We start from the raw sequence: 13,738 nt of genomic DNA on the forward strand, positions 1-13,738 counted from the left end.
ATAACATTAAATACTTAGAATAGAATTATTTGTCGAAAAATTATGTAATATTCATACAGGTTATTACATAAAAACGCCATTAAAAGAAGTATTATGTAAGTGAAATGAATTTTGCAACAAAAACATGAGGGATATTAGATATAAATAAAAATGTATAATGGGGCGATTTATGAAAATTTATACTGTCAAGACTTTAGATATTAGCGAAGAAAAACTCGATAATATCTCTTTATTGATTGATTCAGAGAAAAGATATAGGATTGAAAAATTTATTAATAAAAAAGATAAGGTTAGAACATTAATTGGGGAAATATTGATACGAACTATAATTGCTGAAGAATTGAATATTGGAAATAAACATATAAAGTTTGAGAAAAATCAATATGGGAAGCCATATTTGAAAGGGCATCCCAAATTCAATTTTAACATATCTCATTCTGGGGATTTTGTGGTATGTGCAATTGATGATAAACCAATAGGAATTGATATTGAAGCTGTAAATCATATTGAATATGAAGAGCTAGCTAAAAACTTTTTCTCTGTGGGTGAATTCAATTATATTGTTAAAGCGGATTTAGGTATTCAATTAAGTAAATTTTATGAAATATGGACATTGAAAGAAAGTTACATTAAATATTGTGGACAAGGTTTATCAATACCATTAAAATCATTTTCTATTGATATAGATAAATATCAGAATATTAAAATGATTATTAATAATCAATATAACGAGCATGTATTTAAGAAATTTGATATCGAAGCAGGTTATAAAATGGCTATTTGTTCATTAAATAAGGCCATTCCAAATGACATAATAAAGATAGATCAGTTTCTTTTAATTGATGAGTATTACAAACTAGATTAATAATGGGGTGAAATTAATAATGAAATTATTTTGTTTGCCATATGCAGGATGATCAGAAAGCATATATTATAAATGGAAAAGCAACTTAAATCCTTCAATTCAAGTAGTTCTAATAGAGTTAAAATGAAGAGGGAAAAAATTTAGTGAATTTTTCTATGAAAGTTTAGAAGAAGCAGTTGATGATATATTTGAAAATATTAAAGAAAAAATAATAAATGATGCTATGTCCATATATGGACATAGAATGGGAAGTCTCTTAGCTTATGAATTCTATTATAAATTAAGTGAGTTAAATCTTAGAAAACCAAAACATATATTTTTTCAGGATACGGATCACCAAGTATAATAAAAAAAGGAGAAAACACATATGATTTGCCAGATTATGATTTTATGAAAAAAGTAATGGAGATTGGTGCAACCCCGGAAGAGTTGATGAAGAACAAATAGTTACTTCAAATATATCTTTCCATGATTAGAAGTGACTTTAAGATTTTAGAAACCTATAACTATAAAGAAAGAGAAGATAAAATTGAGTGTGCTGTTTCAATTTTAAATGGAAAACAAGATTCTATTAATTTGGAAGAGATATTAGCTTGGAAAAATCATGTGTGTAAATGTTTCAAAGTTTATAGCTTTGAGGGAAATCATTTTTTTATAAATAACAATATTGAAAATATAACTAGTATTATAAATGCTACTTTGGCTGAAAAAAATCATATAAAGTATATCAGATGAAAGAGAAAGCAGGAAATATAAATCTAAGAACGAGAAGGTAGTGGATAAGAATGAAAAAATCAGTTTATAAAGCACAGTTTTATAAAAACAATAAGCTATATTTTGTAGCTACAGTAATATTGTCAATAGTTCTTATGGCATTTAATGTATATGTAGCAATTCTATTGATGAATTTAATAAATGTAGCAACGAAAGGCACGATGGATGATCTAATACGAATGTTAATAAGTGGTGTAATATTTGTTGTACTTAATGTAATTGTTGGCTTTATTGAAAAACATTTCAGAAACATGTTTTATTATAAGGCATTGATGGGTTATAAAAAATTTGTTTTTGAAAGAATGCTTTGTAAAAATGTTAATGCATTTAATCAAAGTGCTACAAGCAAATATATTTCTGCACTGAGTAATGATGTTAAATCAATTGAAACCAACTATATCGAAGCCAGCATATCATTAGTGAAGCAATTTTCTTTATTAATTGGTGGTATGGGCGTTATGCTTGTACTAAATCCTATACTGTTTTTATGTGTAGTAGTTGCATCTTTATTTCCAGTGATAGTATCTGTAATATTTGGAAACCGTGTAATTAAAGCTGAAAAAGAACTTTCGGATAGTAATGAAGGATTTATTGGTTGTGTTAAGGATATGGTTTCAGGCTTTTCAGTAATAAAGAGTTTTAAGGCAGAGAATGAAATCCAGATAGTGTTTGACAAAACAAATAAAGGACTTGAAGAAATAAAAAAGAAGAGAAAAGGTTCAGAAGATACGATTGGCATTTTATCAGGCATGGCCGGAACAGTTGTACTATTTGTAGTATTTGCAGTAGGGGCAGTGTTTTGTCTTCGTGGAATTATGACCATAGGCACGATTATAGCATTTATACAGCTTCTTAACTATGTAATAGGTCCAATACAAGAAATCCCTACATTACTTAGTAAAATTGGTGCAGCAAATAAGTTGATTGCTAAGATTGAAAACCAGATTGAAGAAGATGTGGGAAGAGGTGGTGAAGTAGAACTATCTGAGTTTAAAAATGAAATTCGATTTCAAAATGTGGCATTTGGCTATCAAGAAGGAAATCCTGTTATTTCTGACTTGAATCTACTCATTGAAAAGGGGAAAAGTTATGTAATTGCAGGTGTTAGTGGAAGTGGAAAATCTACACTGCTTCAGTTGATGCTTGATTATTATCCTGAGTTTCAAGGGGATATAACGATTGATGGAGTCAATATAAATGATATAAAGTCGGAAAGTTTATACGATTTACTATCTATCATCCAGCAGAACGTATTTATATTTGATGGAACGATTGAAGAAAACATTACCATGTATAAAAAGTTTAGTGAAGATAAGGTGCGGCTTGCAGTTGAAAGGTCAGGTCTAGTTGCGCTTATTCAGGCGAAGGGGATTGACTATATGTGCGGTGAAAATGGAAGCAAGCTTTCTGGCGGCGAACGACAGCGCATTTCAATAGCAAGGTGCTTATTAAAAGAAACGCCAATCTTAATGATGGACGAGGCAATGGCTTCACTAGATAATACTACCGCAACCATGGTTGAAAAAGAGATTCTTCAGTTTGAAGGGATAACAAAAGTTGTTATAACACATAAATTAAATGAAGAGCTACTTAGGCAATATGATGCAATCATTATGATGGGAAATGGAAAAGTAACAGAGATGGGTAGCTTTGATGAATTATTAGAAAAACGCGGACAATTTTATTCTTTATATAATGTGTCAGAAATGTGATAATGCAATGAGTAGTGTTAGTATAGTATTGTCGACACGAAAACTCAAACGGTATAAAATAAGAGTTGAAGAGAATTGTCTCCAATGGTAAGCAGTAAAAAATAATATACTTATGAATTTAAAAATGCTTTGGTGGAACTATATCATCCTGGAAAGTCCTTGGCAGATTTAAGTCGCGAATATGGCATAGCAAAATCAACAGTAACAGTATGGATAAATAAATTAAAACCAATAGCTGTAGATAAAGATAAAACTATAACTACAGCAGAATATCAGAAAATGTTAAAAAAGTGGCAATACTTGAAGAGGAAAATGAAATATAAAAAAAGCCACTGCCATATTCGCAAGGAAATAACCTGGATATTTGATTTCATTACTAATAATAAGAAGGAGCATGGTATTAAAATCATGTGCAAACTCCTAAAGGTCTCCAGGAGTTCATATTACAAGCATCTAAGTAAGAAGCCATGCAAGCGTGAATTAGAAAACCAAATGATTGAAAGTAAAAAGCGTTATGGATCCCCGAAAATTAATAAAGCCCTTCAAGAATTCAGTATAAATATTAGTTTGAAAAGGACGCAGAGAATAATGACCAAGCTGGGTATAAAATCTATAATTATTAAAAAATATAGACCAACTTCATCCAAAAACAAAGTTGTGGAAAAAGAAAATATATTAAAAAGAGATTTCACCACAAGTACAATAAATGAAAAATGGGTAACTGATATAACTTACATATATACGATTAAATATGGTTGGAGTTACCTAGCCTCAGTAATGGACTTTCACACCAGAAAAATACTAGGCCATTCTATGTCTAAATATATAGATACGAAATTGGCATTAAAAGCCGTCAAAAATGCCTTGACGCTATAAAAACCTACTAAACCCTTAATACTTTATAGTGATCTTGGTTGACAATACACAAGCTTAGAATTCAAAAAATCTCTCTTAACAGCCTGTAAATAGTAACTCACTCTTTTAGTAACAAGGGCTGTCCTTATGATAATGCTAGTTTTTCCCTCTCCTTGTCTGCTATATAAGATAAGAAGTTAATAAGCATATTATTATAGCGTAGTCCAGTTTGTTATCTTATGTACTTACTAAAGGTATATCAAGTATTATTACTTTTATACCTCTTTCAAAGAAGTATTGAAGTTTATTAAATCCTAATAAATTATACTTCTTATTAAGAATATTGCTAAAATCATTATTGCCACATTAAATCATCTCCTTCGGAGCTGCACAGCTTCGAAGAAGATGAATTGACGACTTCAGAAGGATATTTATACTCCCACTGAAGTTTTCTCTTTGTTATAGTATGGAACTTCCAACTATAAAAGTGAGAGACTTTCCTTCTGAAATGTCATTAAAACAGAGTAAAAAAATTAGAAATAAAAACTTACCATAAAACTCATAAGCTTTCATAGTGATTATTTCTAAATATTAAAAAGCAGAAAACACTGAACTGTAACCCATAAACTAGACAGTTCTAAAAAATGACCTATACCAATACTAAAATATGAGTCCTGTATTGTGAACTGCACCCTATTGCGATCTATACCAGAAAAAATAGACAAATAAACAAAATGTACCAAAAGAGTAATATCATTCTGAACTGCCCCCTGTCAAGTAGACAGGTCAAATAATAAAATTGACTTAAGCGGCTAAAGCCCTAAATTGCAGGAGGCTAAGGCCGTTTAATTTTTTTTGTAGTCTCTTGGTATTGTAGAAGATGATATATTCATCAATTGCATTAAAAAGATCTTCATATGCATTATATTTGTGCAAGTAGTACTTTTCACACCTGAGAATTCTCCAAAAGCCTTCCATTGATCCATTGTCGATACACTTTCCTACTCGTGACATGCTATGCGTCATTTCTGCATCAGCCAATTTATTTTTAAATCCATGGGAAGTGTATTGATATCTACGATCACTATGTATTATTGGACTTGCACTGAATTGAACCCCTTTTATTGGACAAAGTATTATAATTGTTTATAGAAGGGGTGATTTTTTTGAAAGTAAAATACACGCTTGAAAAACGTTTAGAAATACTTGATGAATGGAAGAAAGCTAATAATGGATCACGCAATGGTTAGCAAGAAAATATGATGTCGCTCCCCAAACAATACGAGGCTGGGAAAAAATTCAGGAATTACATGGCAACGGTGCGCTTGTACCTCGTAATGGGAAACGGAATAAATATACAGGTGACTTTCGCATAAAGGTTGCAGAAGAATTAATAAATAGTGGTCTTTCAAAACATGAGGTATGTTCTAAATATAATCTTGATGAATCTTTAGTTCTTAGATGGAAAAGACTATATATTGAAAACGGCAAAGAATTTTTAGCTATAGATCATCGTGGTCGAAAAAAAGGAGAACCTATAAAGTATATAATCAGTGCTTGTGAAAATTTAAAACTAAGCGATTTGCAAACAAAAACGGAGAGAGCTCTTTACAATGAAAACGAGCGTCTTCGTGCGGAGCTAGAATACACAAAAAATTGAATTCCTTAATTCAATCCAGACAAGCACCAAAGAAAAGGTAACAGTAATCTATGAATTAAGGCATAAATACACAATCACGCTGCTTTTAGATATAGCACGAATTCCACACAGTGTTTACTATTATTATATAAAACGAATGAACAGACTAGATAGGTATGAAGAATCGAGTAGGAGCTAAATAATTAATTTATTTAGCGACCTCTCACACCACCGTGCATACCGTTCGGTACACGGCGGTTCAATAGAAATTAATGTTTTAATAAATATGTCTCAGATATAGAAACTAATCCTATATTTTTAAGGTATTTATTGGTCAATGTTTTGTTTAATATAGGGCTATTGGATGTTCTCCAATAGCCTTTCCTTGTATTTGCATATTGCAAAGCTTTATTGTTTGGTATTCCTAATTTAACAAGGTTCCCATATTTTGTTTTAATCTTTTTCCATTGTTTCCAAAAACACATTCTAATTCTTCGCCTTAACCATTCATCAAGTGTTTTAAGAATACTTTTAATGTCTGCAATAGCAAAATAATTTATCCATCCAACTATCACTTGCTTAAGTTTCATAAACCTATATTTCATGCTCATCGCATTACTTCTTGAAGTTAATTCTTTTAGCTTTGCTTTGAATTTGATTATAGGTTTTTGAGGAACTCTCATTCTGTATTCACCTTTTGCTCGGTAAAATGAAAATCCTAAAAATTTAAGTTTCCAAGGTCTATCTACTGTACTCTTTTCTTTATTCACTCTAAGCTTTAACTTTTCCTCAATAAATCTCGTAATACTCTTCATTACTCTATTTGCTGATTTCTCACTTTTGACGTATATATTCGCATCATCAGCATATCTACAAAAGTTTAGTCCTCGTTTTGTTAGTTCTACATCGAGTTCATGTAACATTACGTTACTTAATAATGGGGACAAAGGCCCGCCTTGAGGTGCTCCTTCTTCTGTATTCATAAATACCCCATTTATCATCACTCCACTTTGTAGATACTTTCGTATCAGAGAAATTACTCTACTATCTTTAATATCTTCCGATAGTATCCTTATTAATTTATCATGATTTATCGTATCAAAGTATTTAGAAAGGTCTATATTCACCGTCCATGTATGTCCAGCATTAATATATCCCCTACATTTTTCAACAGCTTGTTTTCCACTTCTTAAAGGTCTAAAACCGTAACTATTATCAGAAAATTTCTTTTCATATATTGGTATTAGAGTTTGTGATATCGCTTGTTGAATAACTCTATCTAATACAGTAGGTATTCCAAGTAGCCTAATTCCACCGTCAGGTTTTGGTATTTCTACCCTTCTTACGGCTAGAGGTCTATATCTACTTTCTAATAATGATTGCCTTAATTCTTGTCCATGCTCTTTTAGATAATGTAGAAGTTCATCTACTGTCAAACCATCAATCCCATGACTTCCTTTATTGGCTTTTACTCTTTTATATGCTTTATTCATATTATCTCTCGATAATATCTGCTCGAGTAAACCATTATCATATTCATTCACATCGTTTCTTCCTTCTTCTGACATAGAGGAAATACTATGCACTTCTACATTACCTTCGAGTTCCACTCTATTCTCTCGTAGAGAGCCTTCTTTATGAAGTTGTCTGCTTTTATCATATTTTCTCGTATCCTTCAAAATTCCAAACCTCCTATTGTTCAGTCCTTCCCACGCTAACGCGTTTTGCATGGTACTATGACGTCTGCTGACTTCTGATAGTTCAGCCATACATCACTGTATGGGTTGTTATTTCTAAATTCATATCCACAACTTACCTATCAGATCTCCCCGGGTAAGAACGCAATCTTTCACTCCATCTATCTGCTACATTTACACCACTTGTTTCGAATAGTTTTGGGCTTCGTTTTGTATTGCAAACTTACCCACAAGCATATGCCTTATATGTAGTTTCTGTTCGTCAGACCGGAGTTTGGCCGCCAACTTCCTTCAGATTCCATCTCACGATGGACACCCTTGTCTTAAGCTATGCACTTGGCACTATTAACCCGTGCTAGGGACTTTCACCCATTAGATTGCGCCCATGCCGGGCGCACAATAAAGCCAAAGATTATAGAAATCTTTGGTAAGAATCAAAAAAGATATGGTTACAGACGTATTACAGCAGAGTTACACAAATTCGGATATACAATTAATCATAAGACAGTACTAAAATTAATGAATTCTCTGGGACTGTTTTGTTGTGTAAGAATAAAGAAATATAACTCTTATAAGGGTCATGTTGGGAAAATTGCACCTAACATATTAAACAGGAATTTTAAAGCGAACAAACCTAATCAAAAATGGGTAACGGATATCAGTCAAATTTCATTTTGTGGTCAAAAAACATACTTATCAGTAATTCTGGATTTATATAATCGTGAAATTATTAGTTATGATCTTAATGACCATGCAAATATGATGCAAATTAATCATACATTGGAACAAGCTTTTAGAAAGCTACCCGATAACACGAGACTTATTTTGCATTCGGATCAGGGTTGGCAATATCAACAAAAATCATATCGAAATAAATTAATAGCAAAAGGACTTCAACAAAGTATGTCACGTAAAGCAAACTGTCATGATAATGCAGTAGTAGAAAATTTTTTTAGTATTTTAAAAACTGAGCTATTGTATATAAGGGAATTTACATCAATGGAAGAAATAAAGAGGGAATTAATCCATTATATCAAATACTCTAACAATGATTGAATCAAACAGAGTTTCAATTGGTTAAGTCCAGTTAATTATAGAAAATCAGTAGCGTAAAACGACCAGCAGTTACATTAAACTACTGGTACCATACATGAAATATCTTGTTCAACTTTTGGGGTTCAATTCACTTTAAGGGGAGCATATCACATTGTTTTTCTGCTTTTTAATATTTAATTCCACCAAATTATTTTATTACCAACCTCCAGAAGATCCTCCGCCACTTGATGAACCGCCTCCAAAGCCTCCAGAACCACCTCCGGAACCTCCGAAGCCACCACCATTTCCGCCACCTCGTCTACCGATTGAACTCCAAAATAGCAATGTAATAATAAATCTAGTTATTCTTCCTCTATTAAGAACAAAATCAAGAAAAATTAATACAATAAATCCTATTGCTACAATTCCACTTCCCTTTTTAGAGACATTTGAACTTTCAACATATTGTGGAACATTAACGTTCTTATCTAGTTTTACATTGTATTCTTTAGCTATATTATCTGCTAAAGTGGAATATGCTGCCCTAAGACCCTCTCCATATTGATTTTGCTTAAATTTTGGCACTGCAAAATCATTCATAACTCTTGAGGAGTATATATCCGTAACAGCACCTTCTAGACCTGTTCCTACCTCGACTCTCCACTTTTTCTCTTTCATTGATAATAAAATCAATAGCCCATTATTTTTATCCTTTTGTCCAATACCAAAGCTTCTAAAAATACCAGTAGTATAAGATTCTATAGGCTCTCCCTGAAGCGAATCTACAACCACAACAGCAGCCTGTGCACCTGTTTTAGCTTCTAATTCCTTACCCACTGACAAAATATATTCTGTAGATTTACTATCTATCACTCCAGCGTAATCATTAACATATTTTAATTCTGTAGCTTTAGGATATTTGGTCTCTGCATTCACTATATTCATAACTGTTACTTGACTCAGTAAAAATACGCTTATCATAACTACACAAACAATTTTCGTGCTGATTTTTGCTTTCGTAATCATGTTTGATGAAAAATTATGAATCTTCCTAATTAATTTCATTAAATAAGTCTTCATATTCTATCTCCTACTTAGTAAAGTCAACTTTTGGTACTACTTTAGCTGATTCACTAGCCTTATAATATGCCTTTTCATCAAATCTAAAAATCCCTGCAATAATGTTCGTCGGGAATTTTTTAATTGTGCTGTTGTAACTTGAAACATTTGTGTTATAATCCTGCCTCGCTGTTCCTATTCTATTTTCTGTACCTTCTAGAGCTACCGTTAAATCCCTAAAATTCTGACTAGATTTTAAATCCGGATAATTTTCTACAACTACTAAAAGCCTTGAAACCGCACTTCCAAGTTCGCTATCCGCTTGAGCTTTTTCTGGCACCGTTTTTGCTCCTGCAAGTTTAGCTCTGGCATCTGCTATTTTTATAAATATATCTTTTTCCTGAGAAGCATAGCCTTTCACCGTTTCTACCAAATTAGGAATTAAATCAGACCTTCTTTGCAATTGTGTATCTATGTTTCCTTCTGTCACTTTTACCTTTTGTTCTAAACTTACAATTTTGTTGTAACCTCCAATAATGGGCATTGTTATTACTAGAAATATTGCTGCAACAATTGCAATCGTTCTTAATGTTTTATTCATTTCTATACCACCTTTTTGTTTTATAGAATATATAATAGTTATCAACTATTTGATGTATCTAATTATAATAGATATAATTATTAAAGCAAATCTATCCTTATATAATAATTTATGAATTTATTAAGCGTACTATACTACTTTGCTATTTATTCTCTGAAATTATGTACTATTTCAAAAATATATTATTTAAATGTATCCTTTAGGTAACAACCTTTTATAATTTTCAAACAATTGTAAAATTTAATAAAATAAAGGAATCCATTATAGATTCCTTTATTTCACTAAATTATCAACAGCTTCCTTAAACAGAGTCTAAATTTTCAATCTCCCAATGCACTACTTTCAATAAACGCAAAAGTTTTTTTTACGTATTCTTCTGTTTTGTAATTTCCTAATCTAATATTCATTCTCACTAAAAGAGAATTTAACCTTAAAATATCCTGCGGACTAATCTCTTTCAATTCTTCAAAGATTAGTAAAGTTTTTTGATTCTTGTTATAATCTTCTATTATTAACATTTCGCCTTGCTGAGATATATCTAAGTAATAGGCATTTTTTATTAGAGCTTTTTCTTTATGAATAAAATGCTTACTATTTAAATTCTTTACTATTACATGAACTGTAGAAGGTGACCAAAAGCTAATTTCACTTAATTCACTTGATGTAATACCTGGGAATGCAGCAATTATCCACAAGGCTCTAAGCTGAGCATAAGTTACATTAAATTCCTTAAGTGGTTCACTATGATTGCTTTTAATAGTTAATATGAATGTTCTTGAAAGATTATATACACTAATAGTCTTTTTTATAATACTAACTTCATTTGTATCAAAATCTGTTAAATCAATCTTTAAATTCATTTCATTAAGCTTCTCAATATAATCAAAAATAAACTCTTTGTTTTCTTTTATTATAATTCCAGTAAAAATTTCTATAATAAAATCTAATTCCTTATGTGAAAATAATCCTATTAAGTCAAAAAGATAGATCTTTTTTTTCTTATCCTGTTTATTTATATAAATAAACCAATTACCCTTTTCTGTTAATTGAAATTTATATGCCTTTTTATTATTAGCTTCTTCTTTAAATATCAAATTTTTACTCATCAAAATTTTAATCATATTACTAACAGTAGGCGAAGTCCAGCATCCAATCCTTGCGACGCTACTAAGTGAAATTCCTGGAAACACTTTGATAATCCAAAGAATTCTAAGTTGTGGCAAAGTTATACCTGAAGTTTCTACCATCCTTGCGTAATTAGATTCAATTTTTAAAAAAGCATATCTCGCTAGATTATATAACGAATGTATATTAAACAAATGCTCATTTTGTTCCATAATATGTCCCCTTATATGTTAGTTTAGCATTAATAGGATTTATTATTTCACACGCCTATCTAACATTCAATATTGTATCAAAAATGTTATACCAAATCAATAAAAGGATTTTCTCTTATAACAAAATATATTTTTTTTGTGTAAAATATGATATAATAAATATGTTATACAGTATTTAATATCACGTATACCTAAATACAGTTTTGTTGTTTATAGAATTTTAATATCAAAAACTAATATATTTGGAGTAAAGTAATATTCAAGTATAATAATATTAAAAATAATTATATTTGGAGTAAAGTAGTACTCATATGTATCTATTTTTAATATTCGAATGCTAATTAAAATAATACTCTTTTATAGTTATTTTTAATATTCGAATGCTAATTAAAATAGAGGAGTGAAAATTATGTTCGTCCCAAAACTATTTACCTGTTTAAAAAATTATTCTAAAGAGCAGTTTATCAAAGATTTTGTTGCTGGAATTATTGTTGCTATTATTGCTCTCCCCTTATCTATCGCTCTTGCCATAGCTTCTGGTGCCTCTCCCGAAAAAGGGATTTATACAGCAATCGTCGGCGGATTTGTAATCTCTTTGCTTGGAGGAAGCAGGGTTCAAATTGGTGGTCCTACTGGTGCTTTTGTAGTTATTGTATTTGGTATTGTTGAAAAATATGGCATCGATGGCCTAATTGTATCGACAATACTCGCAGGCATCTTTCTTATAATAATGGGACTTCTTAAATTTGGTGGTATGTTAAAATTTATTCCCTACCCTATTACCACCGGATTTACAAGCGGTATCGCTATTATTATTTTCTCCACTCAGATTAAAGACTTCTTTGGGCTAACCATGCAAACCGTGCCTTCAGACTTTGTTCCTAAATGGATTGCTTACTTTAATAATTTAAACACTTTAAACATGCAAAGTATGATTATTGGTATTCTTTCACTTTTAATAATTATATTTTGGCCTAAAGTAAATAAAAAAATTCCAGGGACGCTTGTCTCGATAGTGATAGCCACTATATTAACCCTTTTATTTAATTTAAATATAGAAACTATCGGAAGCCGGTTTGGTGAGATTTCAAGTTCATTGCCCAGTATTTCTCTTCCTCATACTTCTTTTAGTATGATAAAAGAACTCATGCTTCCAGCTCTAACAATTGCAATTTTAGGTGGTATAGAGTCCTTACTATCTGCAGTAGTCGCTGATGGTATGATTGGTGGTTCACACCGATCTAATATGGAACTTGTAGCTCAAGGGTTTGCTAATATTTGTTCTGGTCTTGTGGGAGGCATTCCTGTAACTGGTGCAATAGCACGAACTGCCGCTAATGTAAAAAACGGTGGCAGAACTCCTGTTGCGGGTATTGTTCATGCTTTAGCACTGCTCGTAATACTTTTATTATTTATGCCATATGTAAAACTTGTACCTATGTCGTCTTTGGCAGCAATATTAATTATAGTGTCGTACAATATGGGAGAATGGGAATCCTTTAAGCAAATATTTAAAGCTCCTAAAAGTGATGCTTTAGTGCTCTTAGTTACCTTTTTTTTGACACTCTTCCTCGATCTAGTAATCGCTATAGGAGTAGGCTTACTTCTTGCATCATTGCTATTTATGAGAAGAATGGCAGATGTTACAGACGTACGATTTGTTCTAGATGAACATAAAGACGAAGACCAAGTAGAACTTATAGATAGCATAAAGACTCCAGAAAATGTATCTCTATATGAAATTAATGGACCTTTCTTTTTCGGTGCAGCAGATAAATTTGTACATGCTATTAGAGAAATAGGTATTCCTACTAAAATATTAATTGTAAAAATGCCCAATGTACCTGCTATAGATGCTACGGGATACCACGCTTTAAAAATGCTTCACTCCCTTTGCACAAAACATCACACTCAGTTAATAATATTAAATCTTCAAGGACAGCCTACTAATGTTCTTGAAAAATATGGGTTTATAGATATTCTAGGAAAAGAAAATTTCTGCAGTAATGTTGAAGAAGCTATTGCTAGGGCTAATTTACTACTGAAAACTCCTAAAGTCTCATTAAAACATCAAATTTTATAAAATAGTAAGAGATATCTTACCTATACTAAAAAGTACATTGGCATAAGTCAGTGTACTTTTTATTGTTTAAGCCCTACCTGT

At 31.3% G+C, this 13,738-nt stretch carries 12 protein-coding genes; 7 read left to right on the forward strand and 5 right to left on the reverse strand.

The window, feature by feature from the left end; translation table 11 throughout:
- Positions 1-169: 169 nt before the first annotated feature.
- The 4 genes from ACWJJ2_RS11895 (at position 170) to ACWJJ2_RS11910 (ending at position 4,227) form a co-directional block, all read left to right on the forward strand.
- Positions 170-865: a 4'-phosphopantetheinyl transferase family protein gene (locus ACWJJ2_RS11895; protein ID WP_462953325.1), complete on the forward strand. Its 696-nt coding sequence runs from the start codon at positions 170-172 to the stop codon at positions 863-865.
- Between the two features lie 468 nt (positions 866-1,333).
- A complete protein-coding gene (locus tag ACWJJ2_RS11900; RefSeq protein WP_462953326.1) occupies positions 1,334-1,600 on the forward strand; it encodes a thioesterase II family protein in 267 nt (88 codons plus the stop codon).
- Positions 1,601-1,650: 50 nt separating this feature from the next.
- A complete protein-coding gene (locus tag ACWJJ2_RS11905; protein ID WP_462953327.1) occupies positions 1,651-3,351 on the forward strand; it encodes an ABC transporter ATP-binding protein in 1,701 nt (566 codons plus the stop codon).
- 132 nt (positions 3,352-3,483) lie between these two features.
- On the forward strand, positions 3,484-4,227 hold the full coding sequence (locus ACWJJ2_RS11910) for an IS3 family transposase (RefSeq protein ID WP_462953328.1): 744 nt from the start codon (positions 3,484-3,486) through the stop codon (positions 4,225-4,227).
- A 783-nt stretch (positions 4,228-5,010) separates the two neighbouring features.
- On the opposite strand, the gene ACWJJ2_RS11915 is transcribed toward ACWJJ2_RS11910, so the two are convergent.
- A complete protein-coding gene (locus ACWJJ2_RS11915) occupies positions 5,011-5,232 on the reverse strand; it encodes an IS3 family transposase (protein WP_462954341.1) in 222 nt (73 codons plus the stop codon).
- A gap of 367 nt (positions 5,233-5,599) precedes the next feature.
- Here ACWJJ2_RS11915 and ACWJJ2_RS11920 point away from each other — a divergent pair, with 367 nt between their 5' ends.
- Positions 5,600-5,866 (forward strand): helix-turn-helix domain-containing protein, encoded by a 267-nt coding sequence (locus ACWJJ2_RS11920; RefSeq protein ID WP_462954342.1) that lies wholly within the window; start codon positions 5,600-5,602, stop codon positions 5,864-5,866.
- A 248-nt stretch (positions 5,867-6,114) separates the two neighbouring features.
- On the opposite strand, the gene ltrA is transcribed toward ACWJJ2_RS11920, so the two are convergent.
- Positions 6,115-7,524, reverse strand: coding sequence for a group II intron reverse transcriptase/maturase (gene ltrA / locus ACWJJ2_RS11925; RefSeq protein ID WP_462952630.1), 1,410 nt, complete (start codon positions 7,522-7,524; stop codon positions 6,115-6,117).
- A 354-nt stretch (positions 7,525-7,878) separates the two neighbouring features.
- Between ltrA and ACWJJ2_RS11930 the strand changes: the two genes are divergently transcribed.
- A complete protein-coding gene (locus tag ACWJJ2_RS11930; protein WP_462953329.1) occupies positions 7,879-8,598 on the forward strand; it encodes an IS3 family transposase in 720 nt (239 codons plus the stop codon).
- A gap of 195 nt (positions 8,599-8,793) precedes the next feature.
- Here ACWJJ2_RS11930 and ACWJJ2_RS11935 read toward each other — a convergent pair whose 3' ends face one another.
- From ACWJJ2_RS11935 to ACWJJ2_RS11945, 3 genes are all read right to left on the reverse strand, one after another.
- Positions 8,794-9,657, reverse strand: coding sequence for a TPM domain-containing protein (locus ACWJJ2_RS11935; protein WP_462953330.1), 864 nt, complete (start codon positions 9,655-9,657; stop codon positions 8,794-8,796).
- A 10-nt stretch (positions 9,658-9,667) separates the two neighbouring features.
- The gene (locus tag ACWJJ2_RS11940) at positions 9,668-10,237 is read right to left on the reverse strand and encodes a LemA family protein (protein ID WP_462953331.1); all 570 of its coding nucleotides are present in this window, start codon (positions 10,235-10,237) and stop codon (positions 9,668-9,670) included.
- 320 nt (positions 10,238-10,557) lie between these two features.
- Positions 10,558-11,574, reverse strand: coding sequence for a MarR family transcriptional regulator (locus ACWJJ2_RS11945; protein WP_462953332.1), 1,017 nt, complete (start codon positions 11,572-11,574; stop codon positions 10,558-10,560).
- 409 nt (positions 11,575-11,983) lie between these two features.
- Between ACWJJ2_RS11945 and ACWJJ2_RS11950 the strand changes: the two genes are divergently transcribed.
- On the forward strand, positions 11,984-13,657 hold the full coding sequence (locus ACWJJ2_RS11950) for a SulP family inorganic anion transporter (RefSeq protein WP_462953333.1): 1,674 nt from the start codon (positions 11,984-11,986) through the stop codon (positions 13,655-13,657).
- Positions 13,658-13,738 lie beyond the last annotated feature (81 nt).

Source organism: Clostridium sp. CM039, from assembly GCF_055081075.1.

Excerpts from the sequence above, each read along its gene's own strand:
- ACWJJ2_RS11950 (WP_462953333.1), top strand. The coding sequence starts at position 11,984 with ATGTTCGTCCCAAAACTATTTACCTGTTTAAAAAATTATTCTAAAGAG.
- ACWJJ2_RS11945 (WP_462953332.1), bottom strand. The coding sequence starts at position 11,574 with ATGGAACAAAATGAGCATTTGTTTAATATACATTCGTTATATAATCTA.
- ACWJJ2_RS11900 (WP_462953326.1), top strand. The coding sequence starts at position 1,334 with ATGATTAGAAGTGACTTTAAGATTTTAGAAACCTATAACTATAAAGAA.
- ACWJJ2_RS11905 (WP_462953327.1), top strand. The coding sequence starts at position 1,651 with ATGAAAAAATCAGTTTATAAAGCACAGTTTTATAAAAACAATAAGCTA.
- ACWJJ2_RS11940 (WP_462953331.1), bottom strand. The coding sequence starts at position 10,237 with ATGAATAAAACATTAAGAACGATTGCAATTGTTGCAGCAATATTTCTA.
- ACWJJ2_RS11935 (WP_462953330.1), bottom strand. The coding sequence starts at position 9,657 with ATGAAGACTTATTTAATGAAATTAATTAGGAAGATTCATAATTTTTCA.
- ACWJJ2_RS11895 (WP_462953325.1), top strand. The coding sequence starts at position 170 with ATGAAAATTTATACTGTCAAGACTTTAGATATTAGCGAAGAAAAACTC.
- ACWJJ2_RS11915 (WP_462954341.1), bottom strand. The coding sequence starts at position 5,232 with ATGACGCATAGCATGTCACGAGTAGGAAAGTGTATCGACAATGGATCA.